Source organism: Clostridium sp. BSD9I1 (assembly GCF_900185645.1).
Classification (GTDB): Bacteria; Bacillota; Clostridia; order Clostridiales; family Clostridiaceae; genus Clostridium_AK.
The window spans coordinates 398,987-425,327 of the sequence record NZ_FYAM01000023.1 but is presented as its reverse complement, the minus strand read 5'-3'; the positions used below and the strand labels follow the sequence as shown (position 1 = coordinate 425,327).

Sequence of the window (26,341 nt, the reverse complement as noted above, 5' to 3'; positions counted from 1 at the left end):
ACTAGTGCATTATATGCTCTTTCAAATTTATATTTCTTCGCCTAATAGTGAAAAAGTTTGTGCTTTAGTTATTTTTACAGTAACTATTTTACCTATATTATCTTTATTTCCAGCAAAGTTTACAAGTTTACTTGTTTCAGTTCTTCCCATAAGCTTTTCATCATCACTTTTACTTGTACCTTCTACTAAAACTTTCACTGTACGGCCTTCATATTCCTTGTTTTTCTTTGCGCAGGCTTTATTTACTTCTTCTACTAATCTATTAAATCTTTCGCGCTTAACTTCTTCGCTTACCTGAGTTTCAAATTCACAAGCAGGAGTTCCTCTTCTTGTAGAATAAAGGAAAGTGAAAGCAGAATCATACTCTACTTCGCTAACTAAGCTTAGAGTCTCGCTAAAATCTTCTTCTGTTTCTCCAGGGAAACCAACTATTATATCTGTAGTTAAAGCTACTCCAGGAATTTTTGCCTTTATTTTATTTACTAAATTTAAATACTCTTCTCTTGTATATTTTCTATTCATTTCTTTTAGTATCTTACTTGAACCTGATTGGACAGGTAAATGAATGTGATCACATAATTTACTACATTCAGCTACAGCATCTATAACATCATCAGTTAAATCCTTTGGATGAGAAGTCATAAATCTTATTCTTTCTATACCATTTATATTATTAAGTTTTTTTAAAAGATTTGCAAAGCTAAGACTTGGAACTAAATCTTTTCCATAAGAATTTACGTTTTGTCCAAGTAGAGTTACTTCTTTATATCCTTTATCAACAAGAGCCATTATTTCTTTTTCAATTTCTTCAGGAGTTCTGCTTCTTTCTCTACCCCTAACATAAGGAACTATACAGTAAGTGCAGAAGTTATTGCAGCCATACATAATAGTTACAAAAGCTTTAGTATTGCTTTCTCTATCTATAGGAAGTCCTTCCACAATACCCTTTTCCTTATCCCATACTTCTATTATTGATTTGTTTTCTTGTCTTGTTCTATTTAAATACTCAGGGAACATATGGGCATTATGGGTTCCGAATATTATATCTACAAAAGGATATTTCTTTATTATAGCTTCAGCCATACCCTCCTGCTGCATCATACATCCACATACAGCAATAATTAAATCAGAATTTTTTTCTTTTAATGCTTTTAACGCTCCAAGATTACCATATACTTTAAGTTCTGCGTTTTCTCTTACACAACATGTATTAAAAATTATAATACTTGATTTTTTCTTTTCTTCAGTTTTAGCATAACCCATATTTTTTAGCATTCCTGAAAGCTTTTCGGAATCCTCTTCATTCATCTGGCAGCCCCAGGTTTCTATATAAAAGTATTTTTGATTATCCATAATTATTTCACCTCATATTAAAGTTTTCATAAGTAACATTAAACATTATACTATATTTTATAGTGTTTATCTATTTTTTATTGAAATTTGTAGAATTATAAGAAATAAATAAAAGACACAGCGTGAGACTATGTCTTTATTTCTAATTTCACATATTCTTTTAAAACATTAAATCCGCAATCCTTATATAAATTAAATGCAACGGTATTATTTGTGTCCACATTTATAGTTGCCGTATTATAACTATAATTATCTATTATTTTTAAAAGGTAATTTATAAGCAGTTTACCGTAACCCTTACCTCTATAATCAGGCAAAATACCTACATTTACAATAATAGGTATATCTCCTTCTATTATAACTTGACCATATCCAATATATTTATTATTCTCTTTTATGAATATAGCACCGGGACTAAAATAATAATATTGATTTTCATCAAAGTAGATATCCTTTGTAGAAATAGGAACTCTATTTTTATCTTTAAATACCTCATTTTGAATGTCACATCTTATTTTTTCATCTAATCCTTTTCTAAATACTTCAAAGCTTATATTTTCTACTGATACAGATTTTATTTCCTTTTTTAAATCCAAACCCATTTCAATTGTGCCTACTTTTTTACTAAAACCTGCTTCTTTTAGTAGTTGTATATTGAATTCATTGGTTTCACATAAAAAATCTGCTGTAAAACCTGGCTTTAAAGTTTTTAAAAGTAGTCTTAAATAGTCTGCACTTTTACTAGATAAATCTACACTTAAAGCCCTTATATTATAGAAATTTTTGTTATCTATAGAAGTCCAAATATATCCGCATAAGTTTTTATTATCCTGAAGTATGCTTATATTTCTACGCAAAAATAATTTTTGCGGTAAAGTTGTAGTGCTATAATATTGAAAAAAATCTTCGTTTAAAGAGTTAAATGATTTTCTAGCAGCATTTAATTCTTTAAATTGTGGCATTAAACTCTTACTTAACTTAACATATTTGCACATAACATTCCTCATAAGCCTAATATTATATAAATAAGTATAAAACTTTAAAAAAACTTAGTCAATATTTTCCTTAAAGTCATCAAAACTCCCCAAGTAACATAAATAATCATTTAAGAATTTTTGTTGAGCCTCGTTATATCGAAGAAGTTTGTTAAGTTTACGAATATACTTACTTTCGCTCCAATCCTTATGTTTTATATATCTTTTCTTACCTAACCTGCAAAATTTATGTGGAAAAATAATCATAGAAAGCATAGATTCTAATTCAGATCTAGATAACTTATTTATACTATTATAAGCTTCTATCATTGTTTTAGCTTTTTCAAAGTCCCACTGATACTCTTTTTTAAACATAAGCCTTCGTATAAATTTACTTAAATCGTTTATATGAAGATCTATTAATATATTATCTAAATTTACTATATAATAAGTATCGTCCTTTTTTATTATATTTTGATAGTAAAAACTATCATGACAAACAAATTTTTGTTCATTAGCTTTTTTAGATAGTGCATAATAATCAGAGGTATTCAAAACTTGTAAACACATACTTCCCATATTATAAAAACTATCTAAGTAACTTTTATAAACTTTATCAAATTCAGATCTTAATCGTTTCTTTTCAATATGTTTTTTAATTTTGTCCAAATCGCCTAAATTTTTTTTAAATATTCTTGGCCAATTTTTTAAATTGTTTTTAATTTTTAGTACTTTTGTATCAATATATTGGCTAGATAAATGAAACCTCGCTAAAAGACGAACGCAGTTACATGCTTCCTCTATATCATTTAAGTCACATTCATCTCCATCAATCCATTCAACAACATAAAAATACATTTTTTTATGTGCTGCAAATAAATAGTTATCTTTTGTTCTAAAAAATTTAGATGTATAAGGAAAATCATTTTTATTTAATTCTTCAGCTAAATAATTGCTATTAAGAGTTTTAGTTTTATTATGTTTCACTCTTTTTAAACATACAGCTCCTATATTAGTATCTATTTTATAGCTGCTTCTTACTTTGCTAATATCTATTACGGAGAAATTATAGTTTTCTAGAACTTTTTTTATCATCGATTTTTCTTTATCAGTAAGTTCATCTACATACTGTATTAACTTCCTATCTCCCATAATTACCCTCCTATTAGTATCTATTAAATTATATTAATTATAGGAGAAATTATTACAAATAAAAAAAGGACATCTATAAGCGATGACCTTTTAAATATTGGAAACCTTAACGGATACAGGCTGTTCAAATATACCTCTTTTTACTTCTGTAGCTGTCATATTCTTAGCCTGAAATTTTTCAGTCATATAGTTACATGCATCCCATGGATTTATCTTGTCTCCACATGTAAATACATCAACAGCGGCATATCCAAGCTCAGGCCAAGTATGTATAGTAAGGTGAGATTCTGATATTATAACTACTCCACTAACTCCCATTGGACTAAATTTATGAAATGTTACTTCTCTAACTTCAGCTCCTGACTTTAGTGCAGAATCTACCATTATTCTTTCTATCATTTCTTTATTATCTAATATATCACCATCACAACCATATATTTCAGCCAAAATGTGGCGTCCTAAAGTGTTCATTCTATAAAAACTCCTCCTTGATACAGTATATTTTATAATTTATTAACAAGTAAATTTTATCAAATATACGAGAAATGTCAATATATTTCCTTGTTTTTATAAAATATTTTCATTTAAACTAGTAATTGTTCTATTTTTCTCTTAATTCCTACTATGTTTAATGGTTTTTATATTGACTTATAAAATGCGTGTACTATAATAGCATACACGCATTTTATAAAATTATACTATATTACCTATTACTTAGTTTATTTATAGTTTCATTTATAACCCAATCCGGAGTAGATGCACCAGCGGTTATTCCTATTTTTTTTATATTTTTATTATTTAGCAACTCTAAAGGAATTTCTTTGAAATTTTCTATGTGAATTGTGTTGTTGCAGTTTTTAGTACATATTTCATATAGTTTAGTTGTATTTGAGCTATTTTTACCTCCTATTACTATCATACAGTCTACATGTTCTGATAGATCATAAGCAGCCTTTTGCCTTACTTCAGTGGCGCTGCATATGGTATTAAAGGCAACTATTTCTTTACTAAACTTAACTACCTTTTCAAGTACATTTTCCCAACGAGATTGTTTTTCAGTAGTTTGAGAAACTACGCATATTTTTCTTGGAAGATGCTGTAGTTCATCACTATCATTTGTAATTATAGCGGAATTATTACACCATCCATTTATACCTATAACTTCAGGATGATTTTTATCCCCTACTATTAATATAGAGTATCCAGAATCATAGTACTTTTTTACCTTCTGTTGTATATTAGAAACATATGTACAGGTAGCATCTATTGTAATAACTTCTTTTTCCTTGAGTTTATTAAATATTTCAAGTGGAATACCATGTGAACGTATTATTACTATATCATCCTTTTTTAAATTTTCTATATCTTCTATTTCTATAGGAAATATATTTAATGTTTTTAAGTAACTTACAACATCATTATTATGAATTAATGGCCCTAATGTATATATTTTTTTATTGTATTTTTCTTGAACACTTACGGCCATGTCAACGGCTCTCTTAACTCCATAGCAAAAGCCTGCGTTTTTTGAAAGTATAACTTCCACAATATATCACCTTTCTTTATCTTTTAAAGTATTTAATATTATATTAGAAATTTTCTCAACTACTTCATCTATAGTCAAATATGAAGTATCTATTTCAATAGCATCTTCTGCTTTTCTTAAAGGAGTTACATCTCTATTAGAATCTATATAATCTCTTTTTATAATATCACTGAGAATTTCATCATATTTTACAGTTATATTCTTAGCTAAAAGCTCTTCATATCTTCTTTTAGCACGCAGCTCTGGAGATGCAACAAGATAAAACTTAAAAGGAGCATCCTTTAAAACTACAGTACCAATGTCTCGGCCATCCATGATAACATCATACTTTTCAGACATTTTTTGCTGCTGTTTAACTAAAAGAGTTCTTACCTCTGAAATAGCTGCATATAGGGATACACTATTGCTTATTTCTGGAGTTCTAATAGCTTCACTTACATCATTATTATTTAAGATAAGTCTATTATTTTCAAAATGCATGTTTGTATTTTCAAGTAATGTACATAATGCTGATATATTATCTGGAGATATATCATTTGTTTTGGCCAGTAAAGTTACTGCACGATACATTGCACCTGTATCTATATACATTAAGTTAAATTTAGTTGCGAGTATTTTTGCAATGGTACTCTTCCCTGCCCCTGCAGGACCATCAATTGCTATAGCTACTTTCAATTTCAAACTTCCTTTCTTTTTTTACTTTTAATTTATATATTCTATAGTAAGAACGATTTTCCTTTATTTAGGTAAGCGTTTTTATTCTATAGTAATAGACATGCTATACATTATTTATCACCTATCATTTTACCTGCTAAATAGCCTGTGGAAAATGCTATTTGTATATTATATCCTCCTGTATAGGCATCTACATCTATCACTTCCCCTGCAAAGTATAAGTTATCTACTAATTTAGATTTCATTGTAGAAGGGTCTATCTCTTTTACATTTACTCCTCCAGCAGTTACTATTGCTTCTGCTAAAGGCCTTAACCCTTTTATGTTAGATGTTAGATTTTTGATTAAATAAACTAATGATTTTCTTTCTTCTTTTGTTATTGAATTTACCTTTTTATCTTCGGGTATAGAAGATAGTTTTATAATTATACTTATTAACTTTTTAGGTAATAAATCATCTAAGGAATTTTTAAAATCTTTATTTATATATTTAGTAAAATCCTTTTGTATTCTCTTATCAAGCTCTTCTTCAGACAAAGCTGGTTTTAAATCTATTACAGCTTGCATAGATGAATTTGATTCCACAAACCGACTGCTGCTTAACACTATTGGCCCTGAAATGCCAAAATGAGTAAATAACATTTCTCCAAACTCTTTATATACAACTTTAGTACCTTTTTTAATTTTTACTTCTACATTTTTAAGAGACAATCCCTGAAGTTCTTTAACCCATTCATCTTCAAGTTCTATAGGGACTAATGAAGGCTTCAATGGTACTATCTTATGACCTGCTTTTTTTGCAAAATTGAATCCTTCGCCGCTTGATCCAGTTTGAGGGTATGAAGCACCACCTGTAGCTAATATAAAATAGTCACCTTTAATATGAGAATCATCCTGTAAAATTAATTCCGCAATTTTACCTTCATCTAGTATTACATCCTTCACCTTAGCATTTAATTTCACATTAACATTTCTTTTAATAAGTTCTTGTTCTAAACCTCTTATTATGTCAGAAGACTTATCAGATTCAGGAAAAACTCTATCGCCTCTTTCTACTTTCAGTTTTACCCCTAGGCTTTGAAAAAAATTCATTACATTTTCGTTTGTATATGTATAAAGTGAACTATACAAAAATTCAGGATTACCAGGAATATAATCAAAAAATTCACCTATGTCCTTAGCATTAGTAACATTACATCTTCCTTTTCCAGTTATGAAAAGTTTTTTACCTAGTTTTTCATTCTTTTCTATTAAAATAACATCATGGTTTTCAGCTGCAGTAATTGCACTCATTATACCTGCAGGCCCACCACCTATAACAATAACCTTTGACACTTGCAAAACCTCCTATAATTAAGAAAACGAACCATTAAAGGTTCGCTCTCATTTATTCTGATCTCTTTTCTTTATAAGCATAAACTTCATAGTCTTCCCAAATTTTTTCTAGTTTTTCAAAAGTAGAAGATATCTTATCCTTTTCTCTAAGGCCTACTGCAATTATAAGTGCATTTATTACACTTAGAGGAGCTACTAGAGAATCTACAAATGAAGCCATATTGCTTTGAGCAATTAAGGTATAATCTGCTCTTGCTGCTAAAGGGGATAATAAACTATCAGTAATAGCTACCACATTAGCATATTTACCTTTTGCATAATCTAAAGCTTCTATAGTGCGAGCTGCATATCTTGGGAACCCAATTCCTATAACTAAATCTTCTTCATTTATATTTAGCATATGTTCAAATATATCACTAACTCCAAAGCCAATAACCTTTACATTATCTAATATAAGGTTTAAGTAAAATCCTAAAAATTCAGCCATAGCGGTAGAGCTTCTAAGACCTACAATATATATCTTTCTGGCTCTAAATATGCTATTTACTACATCATCAAAGGTTTTATGATTTATTTTTTCTAAAGTAGATCTTATATTTTCCATATCTGATTTCAAAACACTTTTCAATGCAGATTCTTGACTTATAAAATCATTAGAAAGTTCAATTCTTTGAACAGTAGTTAATTTATTCTTAATTAATTCCTGCAGCGCCTTTTGAAGTTTTGGATATCCACTAAAGCCTAACTCGTTGGCAAATCTTACTACGGTAGACTCACTAACCCCAACACTAACTCCAAGTTTTGCAGCAGTCATAAAAGCAGCTTTATCATAGTGTTTTAATATATATTCAGCTATAAGCTTTTGACCTTTACTAAGTCTTGGGAATCTACTTTGAATAATTCTCATTAAATCCTGTTTTCCAACATCCATATTAATTCAATCCTTTCTCCACATCCCCTAAAATATTGCAACATTTATTTCATTTTACCATCTAATGAACACATAATCAATATATCTTTCAATTTCTGCTAAGATTCTTTATATATGGAGAGTATATCTTTACCTTCTTTTTCTGTTAATCCAAAGACTAAATTCATATTACTTAAATTTTTATTAAGAAAGTCTACTATTTTATACATGTCATCATAATGATTTAATTCCTTCACGGCGATTAATTGTAATTCATTTTTCATAAGCATCCTCCTATTATTCCTTAAGATATTTTACTTCATCATCAGTCAAAAATCTCCAATGCCCCTTTTCTAGATTATCAAGTTCGATATTTCCAATAGCTACTCTTTTTAATTTTAACACAGGGTGACCTATTTTTTCACACATTTTTCTTATTTGTCTATTTTTCCCCTCATGTATTGTTATTAATACCTCAGTATTATTATTTTCCATCTTTAGTACTTTTATATCTGATGGAGCAGTAATATATCCACCAATATCAATTCCACTTTTAAATTTATTTAGTTTTGATTCATCAGGACACCCTTTAATTACTGCAATATATCTTTTATTTTTTTCTACTCTTGGATGCATTATATTATTATAGATATTGCCATCATTAGTAAGAAGTATAAGTCCTGATGTATCATAGTCAAGTCTACCTATTGGATATATTCTTTCATCTACCTTTACTAAATCTAATAGTGTTTTTCTTCCTCTATCATCTTTAACAGTTGAAAGATATCCTTCAGGTTTATTTAAAGCTATATATAGCTTTTTTTCCTCGGGCTTGATAAGTTTATCATTGACTATAACAGTATCTCTTAAAGGATCTATCTTTGCTCCTAATTCTTTTACTACCTCATTATTTACTTTAACTTTCCCACTTAGTATTATTTCTTCACATTTTCTTCTTGAAGCTATACCGCATCTAGCCATAAACTTTTGTAATCTTTCCATGTATTTTATTTCGCTCCTTTATCCTAGAGTAACATCCATAATCATCATTATTATAAATCCTATTAATAGTCCATAGGTTGCTATTCTCTCATAGCCATGTTCGTGAGTCTCAGGTATTATTTCATCACTTATTACAAATAGCATTGCTCCTGCAGCTAGGGCTAATATAAAAGGAAGTATAGGTTGTGCTATGCTTACTAAAGACACACCTATAACTCCTCCAACAGGTTCAACTAGACCCGTAAGAAGTGCTATTAAAAAAGCTTTTTTAGCGGAGTAGTTTTCTCTTATCAAGGCCAAACCTACTGCAAGGCCTTCAGGCATATTTTGTAGTGCGATTCCTATAGCAAGAGATATTCCGTCATTTATATTATTACCACCAAATCCAACTCCTACTGTTAATCCTTCAGGAAAATTGTGTATCGTTATGGCAATGATAAACAGCCATACTTTTGTTAGATTAGACGCTCTCCCTTCAGACTTTTTATTAAATAAATAATGCTGATGGGGGGCATACTTATCTATTAAATCCAGCATTATTCCTCCACTTAATATTCCAGAAGATGTTATAAGCACTGCTTTTATATTGCCGCCCCCATAGTTAATCGAAGGAATTATAAGGCTAAAACATGTAGCGGCAAGCATGACTCCTGCAGCAAATCCAAGCATTGCATCTAAATACTTATGAGATACCTTTTTGGTAAAAAATATGGGTAGGGCTCCTATACCTGTTGCTAAACCTGTAAATATGCTAGCTAAAGTACCAAGTAATATATTTGACATTAATGCATCCTCCTACTAATTACTTCATAAAATAACCAATATTTATTATAATACATTTATATACAACTAAACAATAAATGTTAAAGCTCAGCACAAATTAATTATGCTGAGCTTTTAATACTTATATTATTGTGGAAGTAATAAGAACCTTAGTACAAATAATACAGCCAATATATATATTATAGGATGTACATCTTTATGCTTGCCTGTAGCTACTTTCATGATTGGATAAAATATTATTCCAGCAGCTATTCCATTAGCAATACTATAACTAAATGGCATAATAGCTATTGTAAAGAAAGCAGGCACTGCCTCTGTAAAGTCATCAAAGTTAATTTCTTTAACAGAGCTCATCATAAGTACTCCTACTATTACTAGTGCTGGAGCAGTTGCCTCAGATGGAACTATACCTACTAAACTACCTAAAAATAATGCAAGTATAAAGAGAATCCCTGTAACAACAGAAGTAAGTCCTGTTCGTCCACCTTCTGCAATTCCTGCAGTGGATTCTACATAAGTTGCAGTAGTGGTAGTCCCAAACATTGCGCTTATAGTTGTAGATATAGCATCAGTTAAAAGCGCTTTTTTCATATTTTTAATTTTACCGTCTTCTTCAATCATATTTGCCTTTTGAGCAGTTCCTACAAGTGTTCCTATAGTATCAAAAAGATCTACTAAACTAAATGTTAATACTACCATAAATATACTTATAAATGCGCCTAGAACTCCTGTTCCATCATGATGCATAAGTCCCTTAAAGTCAAATGCCATAAATACAGGTCCCGGATTTGCGGGCATACTTAAAAAACTTATATCTTTTATATTTGTGATTCCCATAGGTATTCCTATTATAGTAGTAATAATTATAGATAATAGCATTGCACCTTTTACATTTCTTGCCATTAAAACTGCCATTAAGATAATTCCTATTAAGGTTAATACTGTACTAGAATTTGTAAAGCTTCCGAAACCTACAAGAGTAGATGGGTTAGCAATTATTATACTACCACTTTTCAATCCTATTAACGCTATGAAAAGTCCTATACCACCAGTAATAGCTATTTTTAAATTTTCAGGTAGTGCTTCCACAATTTTTTCTCTTATGGAAGTAATAGTTATTAAAATAAAAAGTAGTCCTGAAAGAAATACTGCAGCTAACGCTTGCTGCCAAGTATAGCCTAGTGTTAAACATACACTATAAGTAAAGAATGCTGTAAGTCCTATACCAGGGGCAACAGCAAAAGGTAAATTAGCATATAATCCCATAAGAATTGTGCCAATAGCTGAAGTAATACACATGCCTACAAATGCAGCTGCAATAACAGGATCATTTGCAGTAGAAAGAGCGGCAGCCTTGTCCCCTATTAACCCTAATGAGTTCATTCCTGAAAACTTCAATATATTAGGAATAACTAAAAGAGCATAGGCCATAGTAACAAAAGTAGTAAATCCTGCAAGAACTTCAGTCTTTACATCAGTTTTATTTTGAGATAACTTAAAAATTGACTCAAATAATGACTTTTTATTGCTGTTTGAATAAATATTATTCATAATAAACCTCCTAAATTTTAGTATATTAAAATAAAAAAGCTGGTAAGGGATTTTGAGTAAACCCGTTACCAGCATATATTGGTTCATTTAATAAATTTAAAACCAGATGCAACAGATTCACCCATAGCAGGAAATTTGTGGTCTCCCGTAGAAACTTCTGAACCGTATTATCAGAATTATATGGATGATTTTATTCAATTTTTATTAATAATAACAGGAAAATTGCAAATGGTCAAGGTTTTTTTGGATTTATATTCACATCTACTCTATTTTCAATACTTTCATTAAGCCTTGAATCTAAATTATAAAATAAGCCACGATTACTTCGAGTATTTTTATATTCTTCATTTGCACTGCCCTTCTTTTGTTCAGTTAAAAGATGATTTAATCTTGTATGCTGCAGAGTTTCTATAGTGGGATCTTGTCTATTATGAAGATTATAATTTACTTTTTCAGTATTTAAACTTGGATCTAATCTATCATTTAATTGAAAGCCGTTTTGCGATATTGCCTCTCCAACATCTTTATTTATATCATCATAAGCAATAATAGGATCATCAGTATCGTCAAATATTGGAGTTTTAACACCTTTATTTATAGTTCGACTGCTTTCATAAGGCATTTTATAGGTGCCTGGTATAGTATCTGGTCCTAAGTCGGCAATATTTGCGTTCATCTTGCTATTTAAACCACCAGTATACATATAAGGATCTCCAGTTATAGTATTTATAGCTTCACGAGCTACAGAAGGATTTATTCTATCATTCTCTACTGTCATATCTAAAGGTATTGTATGAGAATCCTCTCCTAAAGGTTGATTTGTGTCTCCATAAGGGTCTATATTATGTTCTTTAGAAGCAAATAATAATGGATCCGTAGTGTCTTGATATGCTCCCCAATTAGTAGATACACTTTTATTGTTTTTTAATACTTTTTTATAGTGCTTATTCATTTGTTACCCTCCTTTGTCTAAGTTTTATAGTAAATTTAATTTGTGGATAACATTTTTTGTATATACATAATAAATATTATGTATACTTATTTATCCAATAATACTATTTAATATTATTCTTATAAAAATTAATCATTTTATTCAAAAACTTTATAGCCTCTATAGGATACTTACCAATTGATACTTCGCCTGCAAGTAAAAAGCCCTTGACTCCTTTATCAAGAAAATTATATATATCATTTACTTCACTTATATTAGGATTAGATGAATTTTTCATTGAATTTAATATATAAGTTGCTATTATTACGTCCTTCTTTTCTAGTGCTGCCTCCTTAACAATTCTTTCTTGAAGTAACGGTATTTTAATTATATCCACTTCACTTATTAAATCTCCTCTGCCTATCAACACGCCATCAGTTGCTTTTAATATATCTTTACTATTCTTAATACCTTCTTCTTCTTCTAATTTAGCCCAAATTAATGTATTAAGGTTCGATTTGGTCTTGTGGACTTTTATAAAGTTTTTTAATTCCACAATTTGCTCTGCTACCGAGCAATATGATAAGCATATTATATCTACCTTATTAGTTAATGCCCATTTTATATCTTCTTTGTCTTTATAGTTTAATTTTAAATGTTTTCTTTTAACCCCTGGAATGTTTATACCCTTTTCTCTTCTTAGTATTCCACCTTTTCTTACTATAGTATGCAATATAGAATTTTTATTTTGTATAATATCAAATTCCATGGTTCCATCCTTCATCAAAAGCTTTTTGCCACTAAAATTTTCGATGGAGATACCATTAAAGTTTAATGGTATTAAAGGAATCATATCTCTATGTCTATCGTTTTTTACAAACAAATTAGTCCGTTCATTATAGAAATCTACCTTTTGATCTGGATAAACTTTTATTTCAAATTTAAACTTATCACTTATACGTATTTTGCTTCCCTGTATATCGCCCATAATAAGTATATGAGGATAATTTGATTTAACATATTTAATTAAACCCTCAGAATTTTTATAATCTATATGAGAAAAGTTAAATCTTAATACATTTGCTCCATGTTCTATAATATTTATTATACTATCAATATTGTTTACCCTAGGTCCAATAGATGCTATTACATACATTTTGTCATACCTCCTTGAATTCCTTATAGAAAATTTTAAATTACTATAAGCAATTATATTTCTTTTTATATTATTATAAACCAAATGCTATATTTAAAAAAGTTTACTTTTGTTCGTTAACATAATTGTTAATATATATGCAATAAATTCATTATCATAATTACACTAATGGAATATAATAAATTAAGACTAGTAGTCCTATCTACGACAATAAACATATTATAAAAAGGAGGGATAGGATATGAGTCACAAGCATAAACACAAAGATTGTTGTTGTGAATATGAATATGTTAAGAAGTCAAGCTGCTGTTGTAATCAAAGCCATCAATGTAGCCAAGGTTGTGGATGCAATCAATGTTGCGGAAATAACTCATTTTTAGGAAACAACAATAGTTATTTATTACCTTTAGTTTTAGTAGCTTTGTTTTGTAAAAAATGCTAAAGCTTATTAGGAGCAGTAGTTACATACTGCTCTTTTTTATTCCAATTTATTCAATATATAGGTAATATATGTTATAATATATATTATTTAATGTTACATTGGGCAAAGTATAAAAGGGGGCCAAAATCATGGGAGAAAAGTATTACTGTGATGCTTTAAGTGATGATTCAATTATTAATGTTTCTAACTTTATATACCCTAAAATTAAAGATAAAAAAAAGATATTAATACTTTGTATAGGTACTGATAATTGTTTAGGAGATTCTTTTGGTCCCCTAACGGGTACACTTCTAAAGGAAAACAATTGCTCTTATGACGTACTAGGAGATCTTGAAAACATTATAGATTTAGGTTTTATTAAATCTAATAATGATATAATTAAAAATAAGTACAAAGATCATTTTATAATTGCATTAGATGCCTGTTTAGGAGATAAAAAAAGTATTGGCAAATTTATAATAGAAGATACTCCGTTAATTCCTGCTTCTGCCTTATGTGATAGTACATTTTGTATGGGAAATGTATCTATTAAAGCTGTTGTAAATAAATATCATAATATAAAATATGCTAATTTATACATGCTTCAACAAACAAGATTATTTTATGTATATTCTATGGCTAACAATTTAGCAAAATCTCTATTAAGGGCATATAACCTAACCAATACATTTACAAAATTACATTGCGATAATAATGAAATGATGCTATAAAAAAAATAAGAGGATAGAAATTTCTATCCTCTTATAATATTCTTCTCTTTTTTAATAAATTTGTTAGCATAAGTGCTATAATCCCTCCTAAAAGCGCAGTAATAAGCTGAGGAGTTCCCATGCTAATTATTAACTTGTCTGCAACCTTTTTCGGAATACCTAAGTTAAATATAGTTATAAGTTTAGATGATGCTAAAGATAGGAAGCCAAATTTTAATAACGAACTTATTATCACTCCAAAAATACCAGCTTTATCCCCCATTTTATTTATAATAGAAAACGCTACTACAAATATAATGTTACCCATCATTATAAAAGGTACAAAAGGACCAAAGGGTGCCGGTAATTGCCCAATAGACCATGCTAAAAGAGGTGTTAGTCCTCCTACTAGTATTCCCCATTGCATTCCTGAGCTTACGGCTGCAATTATAAGTATAGCATTTACTATAGACCCAACGAATAATTGACTTATTTGAGGAAAACTTCTTCCTATAGCTTGCGCTGCAATAGCTAAAGCTAATAATAAAGATGATCTTACTAATTTTTGTACTGTATTCATTTATATTCCCCTTATAAAATTATTTTTTTGTCATAGCTGACTTTACATTTACGCCTTTTATTTTGCCAATTTTACCTGTCATGGCACTTATTTCATCTGATGTACCATCTACTATAAGTGAAATAACACTGATTCCTCTTTCTCTATAAGGAATACCTAACCTTCCAACTATTATAGATGAGAACTCATGTAATGTACTATTAACCTTTTCTGCACTTTCAAGCTCCTCTACAACTATCCCTACTACACCTATTCTTTTATCCATACCCTTTCCTCCTTTGCATAATAAAAAAACCTTCTAGTAAAGCCCTAGAAGGTTTAAATACACTATTCATGTCTTTCCCCCTTTTGCTTAGTATTTCCTTGCAATTAGGCCTATTAAAATATATTATCTCTTTTGCTCGTTTAAATTACCAACAAAAGGGATATATCTTATTATACTTTTTTAGCACTTTTAAGTCAATTTATAAAGATTTTATTTTTAATATTATATTAAAAATGACTTTATCTTATAATATAAAATATCAAATATATCTTAATTAAAAATTATGGTTTAATAAAAATGCTGTTTAGTGAAATACTAATTATAAATTATATAATGAAAGTAGTTGATTAGAATGATTAAACTTAGAAAAACTAGAGTATATACGCTATGTTTCATTATAGTTTTTGTAGCTATAATTAGCGCTAAGCTTCAAGATTTAAATATATTATATGCAAAGGATAAATCAAATCCTCTAACCACATACGATGCTGGTGATCCAAATTATAATAAAACTGTATATCTTACTTTTGATGATGGTCCTACTTATATAATTACCGATAAACTACTAGATGTTTTAAAAGAAAATAATGTAAAGGCTACATTCTTTGTAGTAGGCAAAGAAATTGAAGGACGAGAAGATATACTGAAAAGAATACACAATGAAGGCCATAGTATAGGGCTTCATACTTACTCGCATAATTTTAAAAGTATATATTCTAGTAAAGAAATATTTATAGAAGAAATGGAAAAAGTGCGTAGTAAAGTTAAGGAAATTATTAATGTTTCACCTTCCGTAATAAGATTTCCAGGAGGAAGTTCTAATCATCTTACTCAAGATTTTTTGGTAAGTTTACATGAGCATAATTTTAAAGTTTATGATTGGAATGTAGACCTTTCAGATGGGGTAAATCCAAACTTAACCACTAATAAGCTTGTTCAAAATGCAAAAAAATACAAGCAAAGCTATAGCAGACTTATAGTACTCCTTCATTGTAATTCTAATAATAAAAACACTGTAAAAGCTCTTCCGCACATAATAAGATATTATAAAGGGTTAGGATATGAATTCAAAGTAATAGATAACAATACAGAAGAATATTATTATAAGCTAAAAAAATAGAGCATGTCATCGAGCATGCTCTATTTTTTAAACTTTATTATTTACTCATTAACTTTTCAACCTTTTCAACTACGTTTTCTACAGTAAATCCAAATTCTCTAAATAGTATTTCTGCTGGAGCAGAAGCACCAAATGTATCAATTGAAATTATTTCTCCATCTAATCCAACATATTTATGCCAACCAAATGAGGAAGCTGCTTCAACTGCTACTCTTTTTCTTATATTCATTGGAAGAATCTTTTCCTTATACTCTTCTCCTTGTGCTTCAAATACTTCTAAAGAAGGCATACTTACTACTCTAGCATCAATTCCTTTTTCTTTTAATACTTTTGATGCTTCATATATTAACTCTACTTCAGAACCTGTAGCCATAAGTATTACATCAGGAGTACCTTTTTCAGAATCCTTAAGTATATAAGCACCCTTTAAAGCTTCCTTACCTGTTTCATCGTATAAAGGAAGGTTTTGTCTTGTTAACACTAATGCTGTTGGACCTTCTTCATGAGTTATTGCATGATACCATGCTGCAGCAGTTTCCTTAGAATCTGCTGGTCTGTATACTGTCATATTAGGTATACTTCTAAGTGCAGCTAATTGTTCTATAGGTTCATGAGTAGGACCATCTTCCCCTACTCCTATACTATCATGAGTAAGAACATAAGTTACAGGAAGTCCCATAAGGGCTGATAATCTCATAGATGCTTTCATATAATCTGAGAACACAAAGAATGTTGATACAAATGTTTTAAGCCCTCCATGAAGTGCAATACCATTACCTATTGCAGCCATAGCATGTTCTCTAACTCCATAATGTAAATTTGCTCCGCTTCTATCTTCCTTTGAAAAATCGCCTTTATCTTTCATGTAAGTTTTATTGGATGGAGCAAGGTCTGCAGAACCTCCAATTAAGTTAGGAATAACTTTAGTTAATCTATTTATTAGTTCTCCTGAAGATGCACGTGTTGCCATCTTCTTATCAAAGCTCCAAAATGACTCATCATTTAATAAATCTACGTTTAATTTGTTACCAAACCATAAATCCCATTCTTTAGCAAGTTCAGGATAGTTTTCATCATATTTTTTCTTTAATTCAATCCAATTTCCTTCTTCTTTTGAAAAATCATTTTGAAGATTTCCCATGTGGCCTCTGACTTCATCTGGAACATAAAATTCATCTTTATAAGCCCATTTTAAGAATTCCTTTGAAGCTCCTATATTCTCTAATCCCAATGGTTCACCATGAGCAGAAGACTTACCTTGCTTTGCTGGACATCCGTATCCAATATGTGTTTTCACTATGATAAGTGAAGGTTTGTTTTCCTCATTCTTAGCTTCTTTAATTGCCTTATCTATAGCTTCTATATCGTTTCCATCTTCTACATTAATAACTTGCCAATTGTAAGCTTCGAATCTCTTACCTACATTTTCTCTGAAGGCTATATCTGTATGTCCTTCTATAGATATATTATTTGAATCATATAATGCAATAAGTTTTCCAAGACCTAAAGTTCCTGCAAGAGATGCTGCTTCTGAAGTAATACCTTCCATTAGGCATCCATCTCCTACAAGTGTATATGTATAATGATTTATCATTTTAAAATCAGGTTTATTAAATTTTTCAGCTAAATAACTTTCACTTATAGACATACCTACTGCATTGCAGAATCCCTGTCCAAGTGGTCCTGTAGTAGTTTCTACTCCAACAGTATGCTTATATTCAGGGTGACCTGGTGTTTTACTTCCCCACTGTCTAAAGTTTTTAAGATCTTCAATTGTTAGCCCATATCCAAACAAATGAAGTAATGAGTATATGAGCATTGAACCATGTCCTGCTGATAGTACAAATCTATCTCTATCTATCCATTTAGGGTTTTTAGGATTATGCTTCATATTTTTTGACCATAATGCATATGCCATAGGTGCTGCACCTAATGGTAATCCTGGGTGGCCAGAATTAGCTTTCTCTATAGCTTCTGCAGATAAAAATCTTATGGTATTTACAGCTAAATTGTCTACATTATTCATGTAATCATCACCTTCCTAACTTATTCTATTATATTATAAACTAAAACTATAGTTTTTCAAATTAAATATAGAATTTTTTTGTATTATATAGAATCTTTTCTAAAGCCTTTTCCTTCCACTTCAGCTACATCCAATATAGAAATAAATGAATTTTCATCTATTTCTTTTACCATTTGTTTTAAAAGCGGTACTTGAGAAAGTTGCACTACACAGTATAATACTTTCCTTTCAAGATTAGTATATGCACCTTCTCCATACAAAAAGGTAACGCCTCTACCTAAACTTTGCATTATAGCTTCACTAACTTCTTTTTCTTTTTCAGTTATTATAAAAATTAACTTATTTTTTCTGTCGAAACCTTTAATAACCATATCTATCATATAAGCTGTTATATATATAGATACCAATGTATACAATGCACTAGTAATTCCGAATATAAACGCACCTATTAGAACTATTACAGCATTTACTATAAAACTAGTAGTACCTATATTAAAGTTCTCATTTTTTCTTTTTAAAACTGAAGATATTATGTCAAGTCCTCCAGTAGAACCATAATAAGTGAAAGCTATTCCTACTCCTACTCCATTTAATATTCCACCATACAGGGATAACAGCAAAGTATCATCTATAGAAATTATATTTTGTAGTGAATTTGTTACTATAAGCATTACAGAAAATGAAATAGTAGCTATGATAGTATACAAGGTAAACCTTAAATCCATTTTTTTGTAGCTTAAATAAAGAAGAGGTATATTTATTGCAAGAGTAGAATATCCTGCTGGTATATTAAATACATATTGTAATATAAGAGCTATACCTGAAACTCCTCCACTCAAAAGATTAGCATTTACTATAAATAAATTAATACCTAAAGCTGATATTAACGTACCTATAATTATAAATATTAAATTTTTCAAATGCCATGCTATAGGCTTATCTATTATTTTTAAATTCATATAGTATACATCCTTCCCTACAAATACAATATCATATATTATAATTTCCTTTTAAATTTATTTTATTATATAGTTTATCAAATATACTGATTTGCAGCTGCTGCCCAATCCTTAGTTATTTCTTTCATTGCTTCTATTGCAATGTTTACATCATTTTTTATAGTAGGTTTATTAGATAATTTTTTTATTTCACCATGAGGATTTTTAAGAGATAAATCTTCTTCCTTTCCTGTAAGAACCCATAGTGTTTTATAGTTTATAGGCTTTACAGTAAGCTCATCTTCTCCTACTCCATCTGTAAAATATATTAGAAGATAATTTGCTAGCTTGTTATTATGTATATATTCGAAAATGGGAGAAAAAGCAGTTCCACCTTTTGTTTCCAACTTTGCTTTCACATCTTTTTTATTCTTAACTTTGTAAACTCTTCTGATTATATTATCACATTCTATTATTGTAATTTCTGATTTATAATTTTTAACTATATTTAAAACTTCAATCATTATTTTGTCTATTTCCTTATCTGTTATGCTACCACTTATATCTATTGCTATTATTATTTGTACTAAATGATTTGAAAGTCTTCCTCTTAGATCGAGTCTATTTGGCTGCCTTCTATCCTTTCTAGTTATTGTTTTCTTATATCCTGAAGGCATTGTGCCTAAGGCCCTTTTTAGATAATCATTCCAAGATATTTCTGCTCTTTTATTTAATAAATTTATAGCTTTTTCTATTGATATAGGCACTTTACCCCTTTTTGCATTCTCAACTGTTTTTTTAGTAAGTTCACTTATATAATCCATATTAAAATCATAATTTTCTTGTGTCCATATATCATGAGATTTTTCTATATCTAATACATATTCAGTTTCAGGTTCACTTTTATTAAATACTTCTTTTGATATTTCTGTGCCTGAATCCTTAATTAATTTCTCGATGGCATTTTGAATTTTTTCAGCATAGTATTCTGCGGACTCTTCATATTCTAAATCAACATTATAGGATAAACTTACTTCCTTTATACTGCGACTCCATGATGGTAAATTTTCAATATATTGATTTATAGAAATATCTAGAGCTAAATTTACTACAGATTCACTATATTTCTTTCTAAGTTCTTTATGTCTTTTAAGATGTCCAAACATTATATGATATATTTCATGTTTTATAAGAGCTCTCATTTCCTTTAATGAGCAATGTAAAAATATTGTGGGATTAAAATGTAATATAAAATGAGATAGGGATACGGTGGTTCCCAGCGGACTAAGGGTATTATAATTTATATTTCTTTTCATTTGCATAGTAAATAAGCCAAAGAAGTTATCTTCCCCCTCCATTAGTGAAAAGGTACAATATTCTATTAGCTTATTAAACTTCACTGCAAAGCCTTCGCTTTTGCTGATCTCTTCTCCTAAAGCATAAACTTCTTTTAAAAGTTCTTTTCTTAATTCCTCAAAACTACTATTATTCATCAATGCCTCCCTTAATCATCCAAATCTTCATATAGACTAAAGTATCCTTCAATAAATATATCATTATCTAAAAATTCCTTGTATAACGAATCACTATAATTAAATTTAATCTCTTGCATTATACCTACTTTTAAATCCTTAGGATACATCTGGATAAACTCAGAAAATAAGTTTATATCATTTTCTCCATGTTCTGAGTGCTTTAAATATAAAAGAGCATTTTTAGCTGCAATATAAAGTCTTGAATGACTTTCAGTTTTTACCTTTACATATAATTCATCACTCAAATATCCCTTTTCAAATATATCCTTGGGTTTAATAATTGGATTTTTATTTTCTTCTAAAAAATTTAAAAAGTCCTGTGCTATGCTTCCGCCTACATTTCCCCTTACAAGATTATAAAAAATTTTACTAGGGTATTTATTTTTATTACTTAAATAAACTCCATAGGCTTTTGAAACCCTTTCCCAACTTCGAGGCGTTGCTTTAATACTTTCCTCTATATACGGTGTATGAAGATAATCTGGAAAGGTTCCAATAAATTCAATAATATCTGTATGTATATTTCCTTCTTCGCTCATGGCCCATGTAAGCCAAGATTTTGTATCTGAATCAATATCAATCCAAACAAATCTATTCTCCTGCGCCGGATCCATATCTACTACTTGATATTCACTTTGATGATACTTATTGTACTTATTAGAAGGATTCATAGCAGCAATAACATATACATTTTTAGGTAACATGTACCCATTTATTTCTCTGTTTAATATTAAATTCATAAGCTCTTGTTGTACTGTATGTTCACATCTGTTTAATTCATCTATAAATAATAATACCTTGCCATTATTATTTTCTCTCAAATATTCCTCAACTTGCAAAAGCTTTATATGTATGGCATATATTGTTCTCTTGCTTTTAATTGTATTTCCATCTTTACTTATTATATAATCTTCTACTGTAGGAAGTCCCCCTATTTCCCCTTCTTTTAAAAGATTAGCATCTATATTTACTACATAATAATTTTCATGAGTACCTAATTTTTTTATCAGTGAAGTCTTTCCTATACCGCTTTCTCCTATTAAAAGTGGTACTGCACCGCTTTCTAATGTAAGTTTTACTGTTAAAAGTGCATCATTAAAATTCATTTTTCATCTCTCCTTATGTTCCAAGTTTATAATCTACTAATATTTTCTTAGCTCTCTTACTTCCGTGCTTATGAATAAACTTTATTCTATTAAACTTCAATGCTTCACATTCTATAAAGTCTATTACATACTTATTATCTGTATTTTCTTCTCCGAGTTTAAGCTGTATAGTATCTAATAACTGTTTTTTATTATATTCATCTATATACTTAACTATCTTTATATTTTCCACTACAAATACTCTTAATTTTTCTTCATTTAAGTTAGTAATGTATCTCATTGCTTCTTCATTTTTATTTATTGCCACTTTTTCAACCTCTAAAAATGGATTTTCAATATATTTTAATACACTCCAATCCCTCTTAACTGCCATAAGTTGTAGTTCTAGAGATGGTTCTTTTAGATATTTTATAGAATCTGCATCTCGCTGTATTGCTAATTTTTGAATTTCATAAGGAGGTAATTTTATAAATTGTAATGCCCACCCCCTATTGTTTACTGCTTCTTCCATGACCTCTATTGAAGGATTTTTTATAAATTTTACTGCATTCCATGCATTTCTTACAGCATATAAACACATTTCCTCTGTAGGATTATCTATATTTTTTATAAAATATGGATCCTTTTGTATAATATTTAAATTTTCTTCTATATTCATATATTACTCCTTACCATCCATCATTTAACTTTTCTATATTCTTTTAATATAATATCATATTTTATAATTTAAATAAATAATAATTATTACTTACTAAGAATAAGTAATAAGCCCTTAATGAACTCATTCATTAAGGGCTTATTTACTAATATATAAGTATTATTAAACATATGAGAAGAACTACACCAAAAATGTATATAGAATAGGTTATACTATTCATTTTATAGCCAGCCTTACCCATCTCTTTATTTAAATTTGTGGTAGCAGTAACTTTTGTTTTATTTATATAATTCATAGGATTTATTTTTTCTATAAACATTTCTGAGGAATTTACATTATATTCTAATGGCATTTTCCCTAAGCTACGTAATGTATTCCTTACAAATTCAATAAGTTTTAATAATCCTTCATCGCATAGCTTTAGAACAAAAGAACTTATCTTGAATAATACTTTGAATACTGGTATATATACATTCTTTTCTAAACTAAACCAGTTGAGAACTGTATTTTCATACCACCAGTTTTCTCCGCTTCCCTTTTTTAGTACCTTTCTTATAAAAAATACGTATATTAGAACTCCTAGCCCTATTGAAATAAATGAGGATTTTATATTTCCAACAGTATAAAAATGAACATCTATTTTATGATAAATATTAAAGGTTTCTACAGCTTTATCAAGTATTTTCATTACAAATTGTGGATAAACTCCTATAAAAACCGTCATAAGTGCTAACACTGCCATAGGTGCCAAAGCTCTTCCAGTTATCTTCATTTTTACATTATCTATTTCTTGATTGCTCTTTTCAATAAATACTGCTATGAATAACTTTAAAAGATATGCTGTGGTAAACGCACTACTTATTGTAAATATTACTTCTCCAAAATGGAGCCAAAATCCTCCGTATAAATGAACTGCTTCTGCTAAGGCATGATGAAGCATATTCTTACTAATAAATCCATTAAAGCCTGGCATACCTATTATTCCGCAAAGTCCAATAAGGAATGCTATTTTTAAAATCTTTTTATTACGCCCAAATCCACCTATGCCATTGATGCTTAATTCATGTAATGCCATATATATTATACCTGCGCCCATAAATAGTAATACCTTGAATATCATATGATTTATAATATGATAAAGTGTTGCATATAGCGCTAGCCCTTTGTGCTCCTGTAACATTCCTACAAGTGCTATACCAACTATAATATATCCCATTTGACTCATGCTACTATAGGCAAGTATCCTCTTTATATTCCTCTGGAACATTGCTAAAAACCCGCCTATAAACATTGTTAAAAAACCTAAAACGAGTAATACTAATGACACATATATGTCTCCAGGAACTATTATTTCTGCAGTAATTAAGATACCAAATATTCCTGTTTTAAGTAATACCCCAGATAATATAGCACTAGCTGGAGCTGGAGCAGCTGGGTGGGCTTTAGGAAGCCATATGTGTAAAGGCATCATCCCTGCTTTTATACCAAATCCAAATATTATAAGCCCAGTAATAACGTACTTTATTTTTCCCATATCCTTTAAAAGATATCTGAGCTCGTATATATCTAAAGTTTGAGTGTAATTGTAAAGCAAAAACAATCCCATTAAAAGAACTAGTCCACCTGTTACTGCCATTATTATATATGTTTCTCCTGCTTCATGTGAATACTTATCTTCATCATGAATAATTAATGGATAAGATGTTAATGACATTATTTCAAAGAAAGTAAATAAATTCAAAAAGTTTTGTGATATAAATATGCCAAGGGTACTCCAGTAAGTAAGCATAAAAAATAAATAATATCTATTTCTATTTTTATAACTTATAAGATATTGTGTAGAATATATAGTTACCAAAAACCAAATTAAAGCAGTTAACCATACAAATATATACCTAAACATATCTAACTTAAACTGAAGCCCTGTACCCATTATATTAGGTATAAAAATTTCTATTTTTCCATTCATAACATTTTTATATAGAGAAGTTATTAGTAAAAAGTTGAAACCGGTCATTACAATGTTAAATACATCTCTCCACTTTTCTTCTTTTTTACCAATAATGAATCCAATAAACGACCCTATAAATGGTATAAGTATTATATAAAGCAGTACTATTCTTGGATTCAAATAATTCACCTCACTCAAATTTAATTTGTAACTTCAAGAGCCATACTTGTCAAGAAGTCTATTACTGGATTAGGAAAAAGCCCTAAAAACGTTGTAATTATAGTTATAGCCATTATTGGAATCAACATCTTTAAAGGAGCCTCTTTTTTTACTGTAACTACACTTTCCTCTTTTTTAAAAAAAGCAACAGTTACAACAGGTATAAGATACATAGCCGTAAGTAGTGCACTTAATAAAAGTATTACAGGAAAAGCTGCCCTACCTTCGGAAAGTCCTCCTAGAGCTAAATACCACTTGCTTACAAATCCGTTAGTTGGAGGAATCCCTATAAGTGAAATGGATGATATTGTAAAACACCACATAGTTAAAGGCATCGCTTTTCCTATTCCCTTTATTTGACCTATTTCTGTTTTACCTGTGGTATACATTATTGCTCCTACACAAAAGAATAAAGTTATTTTTATTACTGCGTGATTTAATAAATGCAGCATTGCTCCTATAAAAGAGTTTCTATTCAAAAGAAGTATTCCCAGTAAAATATATCCTAACTGGCTTATTGTGGAATAGGCCAATCTCTTTTTAAGATTTTCTTGATGCAATGCAAGAAAGGATCCCATAAGTATTGAAATTATTACAAATACAATTAAGTATCTATTAGCTCCTGTAGCTCTTACAACATCTGCTCCAAATACATAATAAGTGATTCTAGTTAATGCAAATACCCCAGATTTAACTACTGCCACTGCATGAAGTAGTGAACTTACAGGGGTTGGAGCTACCATAGCCTTAGGGAGCCAGGAGTGAAATGGTACTAGCGCAGCCTTTACTCCAAAACCCATAAACATAACCAAATAGCTTATAAAGTAATAATTTTTATTTATTAGCATATTTTTTCCAATAATCCCACCTGGAATAAATTCAAGGCTATTTGTAAAACTAAATAAAATAATCATTCCAAGTAGTGCTAAAGTTGCCCCACCAAAAGAATATATCAAATATTTCTTGCCGCTTTCTAATGCCCCCTTAGTTCCAGAATGTATTACTAAAGGAAAGGTAGCTAGTGTTAAAAATTCATAAAAGAAATATAATGTAATTAAGTTGCCTGCAAAGGCTATTCCTAGTGTTATTCCTAGTGTGGCGATGAAATATGAAAAGAACCGTTTTTCTTTTCCCTCATGCTTCATATATTCCATAGCGTATACAGTTGTAAACATCCATAATACTGATACTAGCAATGAAAAAAACACACTTAGCTTATCAATCTTAAAATATATATCTAAGAATTCATTTATTTTTAAAATATGCAGACTAACTTCTCCTAGTTTTTTAGCTATATATACTACAAAGATTAAATTTATTAATACAACAGAGCCTGCAAATATATTTCTTCTCTTTTCACTAAACCCAAATGTGGCTACTACAATAGCAGCTAAAAAGGGGAAAATGATTGGAAGTAAAATAATTATATTGTTCAAAGCCATTTC

26 protein-coding genes and 1 riboswitch are annotated in these 26,341 nt (G+C 29.4%); of the genes, 3 read left to right on the top strand and 23 right to left on the bottom strand.

From position 1 onward, the window contains the following. Positions 1 to 27: 27 nt before the first annotated feature. The 14 genes from miaB to BSD9I1_RS09450 form a co-directional block, all read right to left on the bottom strand. Positions 28 to 1,353, bottom strand: a complete 1,326-nt coding sequence (gene miaB, locus BSD9I1_RS09515) for a tRNA (N6-isopentenyl adenosine(37)-C2)-methylthiotransferase MiaB (protein ID WP_186430141.1) — start codon at positions 1,351 to 1,353, stop codon at positions 28 to 30. A gap of 128 nt (positions 1,354 to 1,481) precedes the next feature. Next, complete coding sequence (locus tag BSD9I1_RS09510) at positions 1,482 to 2,348, bottom strand: GNAT family N-acetyltransferase (protein ID WP_186430140.1); 867 nt, start codon at positions 2,346 to 2,348, stop codon at positions 1,482 to 1,484. 54 nt (positions 2,349 to 2,402) lie between these two features. Beyond that, entirely contained in the window at positions 2,403 to 3,479 is a 1,077-nt protein-coding gene (locus tag BSD9I1_RS09505; protein ID WP_035307770.1) for a CotS family spore coat protein, read from the bottom strand. A 90-nt stretch (positions 3,480 to 3,569) separates the two neighbouring features. Then, entirely contained in the window at positions 3,570 to 3,950 is a 381-nt protein-coding gene (speD, locus tag BSD9I1_RS09500) for an adenosylmethionine decarboxylase (protein ID WP_186430139.1), read from the bottom strand. A gap of 232 nt (positions 3,951 to 4,182) precedes the next feature. Then, on the bottom strand, positions 4,183 to 5,025 hold the full coding sequence (locus BSD9I1_RS09495; protein WP_035307773.1) for a 4-hydroxy-3-methylbut-2-enyl diphosphate reductase: 843 nt from the start codon (positions 5,023 to 5,025) through the stop codon (positions 4,183 to 4,185). A gap of 6 nt (positions 5,026 to 5,031) precedes the next feature. Continuing rightward, positions 5,032 to 5,700, bottom strand: coding sequence for a (d)CMP kinase (cmk, locus tag BSD9I1_RS09490; protein WP_035307775.1), 669 nt, complete (start codon positions 5,698 to 5,700; stop codon positions 5,032 to 5,034). Between the two features lie 110 nt (positions 5,701 to 5,810). Further along, positions 5,811 to 7,034, bottom strand: a complete 1,224-nt coding sequence (locus BSD9I1_RS09485; RefSeq protein ID WP_186430138.1) for an NAD(P)/FAD-dependent oxidoreductase — start codon at positions 7,032 to 7,034, stop codon at positions 5,811 to 5,813. Between the two features lie 52 nt (positions 7,035 to 7,086). Further along, complete coding sequence (locus BSD9I1_RS09480; RefSeq protein ID WP_035307778.1) at positions 7,087 to 7,965, bottom strand: MurR/RpiR family transcriptional regulator; 879 nt, start codon at positions 7,963 to 7,965, stop codon at positions 7,087 to 7,089. Positions 7,966 to 8,063: 98 nt separating this feature from the next. Then, entirely contained in the window at positions 8,064 to 8,228 is a 165-nt protein-coding gene (locus BSD9I1_RS09475) for a DUF4264 family protein (RefSeq protein WP_081957109.1), read from the bottom strand. A 13-nt stretch (positions 8,229 to 8,241) separates the two neighbouring features. Beyond that, entirely contained in the window at positions 8,242 to 8,946 is a 705-nt protein-coding gene (locus BSD9I1_RS09470) for a pseudouridine synthase (RefSeq protein ID WP_186430137.1), read from the bottom strand. A gap of 18 nt (positions 8,947 to 8,964) precedes the next feature. Then, the gene (locus tag BSD9I1_RS09465; RefSeq protein WP_186430136.1) at positions 8,965 to 9,729 is read right to left on the bottom strand and encodes a ZIP family metal transporter; all 765 of its coding nucleotides are present in this window, start codon (positions 9,727 to 9,729) and stop codon (positions 8,965 to 8,967) included. 126 nt (positions 9,730 to 9,855) lie between these two features. Continuing rightward, the gene (locus BSD9I1_RS09460) at positions 9,856 to 11,280 is read right to left on the bottom strand and encodes an NCS2 family permease (RefSeq protein WP_186430135.1); all 1,425 of its coding nucleotides are present in this window, start codon (positions 11,278 to 11,280) and stop codon (positions 9,856 to 9,858) included. 104 nt (positions 11,281 to 11,384) lie between these two features. Then, a riboswitch (purine riboswitch) is annotated at positions 11,385 to 11,484 on the bottom strand. A 28-nt stretch (positions 11,485 to 11,512) separates the two neighbouring features. Next, the gene (locus tag BSD9I1_RS09455; RefSeq protein WP_035307785.1) at positions 11,513 to 12,232 is read right to left on the bottom strand and encodes a hypothetical protein; all 720 of its coding nucleotides are present in this window, start codon (positions 12,230 to 12,232) and stop codon (positions 11,513 to 11,515) included. A gap of 103 nt (positions 12,233 to 12,335) precedes the next feature. After that, positions 12,336 to 13,367: a pyruvate kinase gene (locus BSD9I1_RS09450; protein ID WP_186430134.1), complete on the bottom strand. Its 1,032-nt coding sequence runs from the start codon at positions 13,365 to 13,367 to the stop codon at positions 12,336 to 12,338. A 241-nt stretch (positions 13,368 to 13,608) separates the two neighbouring features. On the opposite strand from BSD9I1_RS09450, the gene BSD9I1_RS09445 reads away from it, so the two are divergent. Both BSD9I1_RS09445 and yyaC read left to right on the top strand, forming a co-directional pair. Further along, entirely contained in the window at positions 13,609 to 13,809 is a 201-nt protein-coding gene (locus tag BSD9I1_RS09445) for a hypothetical protein (RefSeq protein WP_186430133.1), read from the top strand. 128 nt (positions 13,810 to 13,937) lie between these two features. Further along, on the top strand, positions 13,938 to 14,519 hold the full coding sequence (gene yyaC / locus BSD9I1_RS09440) for a spore protease YyaC (RefSeq protein WP_186430132.1): 582 nt from the start codon (positions 13,938 to 13,940) through the stop codon (positions 14,517 to 14,519). Between the two features lie 31 nt (positions 14,520 to 14,550). Here yyaC and BSD9I1_RS09435 read toward each other — a convergent pair whose 3' ends face one another. Then, positions 14,551 to 15,078 carry an ECF transporter S component gene (locus BSD9I1_RS09435; RefSeq protein ID WP_186430131.1) on the bottom strand — a complete coding sequence of 176 codons (528 nt, stop codon included), beginning with the start codon at positions 15,076 to 15,078 and terminating at the stop codon, positions 14,551 to 14,553. Between the two features lie 19 nt (positions 15,079 to 15,097). Beyond that, on the bottom strand, positions 15,098 to 15,343 hold the full coding sequence (locus BSD9I1_RS09430) for a TM1266 family iron-only hydrogenase system putative regulator (RefSeq protein WP_035307924.1): 246 nt from the start codon (positions 15,341 to 15,343) through the stop codon (positions 15,098 to 15,100). A gap of 352 nt (positions 15,344 to 15,695) precedes the next feature. Between BSD9I1_RS09430 and BSD9I1_RS09425 the strand changes: the two genes are divergently transcribed. Next, complete coding sequence (locus BSD9I1_RS09425) at positions 15,696 to 16,463, top strand: polysaccharide deacetylase family protein (protein ID WP_186430130.1); 768 nt, start codon at positions 15,696 to 15,698, stop codon at positions 16,461 to 16,463. Between the two features lie 37 nt (positions 16,464 to 16,500). Here the strand turns inward: BSD9I1_RS09425 and tkt are convergent, their stop codons facing one another. From tkt to BSD9I1_RS09390, 7 genes are all read right to left on the bottom strand, one after another. Beyond that, entirely contained in the window at positions 16,501 to 18,489 is a 1,989-nt protein-coding gene (tkt, locus tag BSD9I1_RS09420; RefSeq protein WP_186430129.1) for a transketolase, read from the bottom strand. A gap of 83 nt (positions 18,490 to 18,572) precedes the next feature. After that, positions 18,573 to 19,448, bottom strand: a complete 876-nt coding sequence (locus tag BSD9I1_RS09415; protein ID WP_052085678.1) for a YitT family protein — start codon at positions 19,446 to 19,448, stop codon at positions 18,573 to 18,575. Between the two features lie 77 nt (positions 19,449 to 19,525). After that, the gene (locus BSD9I1_RS09410; RefSeq protein ID WP_186430128.1) at positions 19,526 to 20,920 is read right to left on the bottom strand and encodes a VWA-like domain-containing protein; all 1,395 of its coding nucleotides are present in this window, start codon (positions 20,918 to 20,920) and stop codon (positions 19,526 to 19,528) included. Between the two features lie 11 nt (positions 20,921 to 20,931). Further along, positions 20,932 to 22,068, bottom strand: coding sequence for an AAA family ATPase (locus tag BSD9I1_RS09405; RefSeq protein ID WP_186430127.1), 1,137 nt, complete (start codon positions 22,066 to 22,068; stop codon positions 20,932 to 20,934). 13 nt (positions 22,069 to 22,081) lie between these two features. After that, on the bottom strand, positions 22,082 to 22,726 hold the full coding sequence (locus tag BSD9I1_RS09400) for a hypothetical protein (RefSeq protein WP_186430126.1): 645 nt from the start codon (positions 22,724 to 22,726) through the stop codon (positions 22,082 to 22,084). A gap of 145 nt (positions 22,727 to 22,871) precedes the next feature. Further along, positions 22,872 to 24,857 (bottom strand): complex I subunit 5 family protein, encoded by a 1,986-nt coding sequence (locus BSD9I1_RS09395; RefSeq protein WP_186430125.1) that lies wholly within the window; start codon positions 24,855 to 24,857, stop codon positions 22,872 to 22,874. A gap of 20 nt (positions 24,858 to 24,877) precedes the next feature. After that, complete coding sequence (locus tag BSD9I1_RS09390) at positions 24,878 to 26,332, bottom strand: proton-conducting transporter membrane subunit (RefSeq protein ID WP_186430124.1); 1,455 nt, start codon at positions 26,330 to 26,332, stop codon at positions 24,878 to 24,880. Positions 26,333 to 26,341 lie beyond the last annotated feature (9 nt).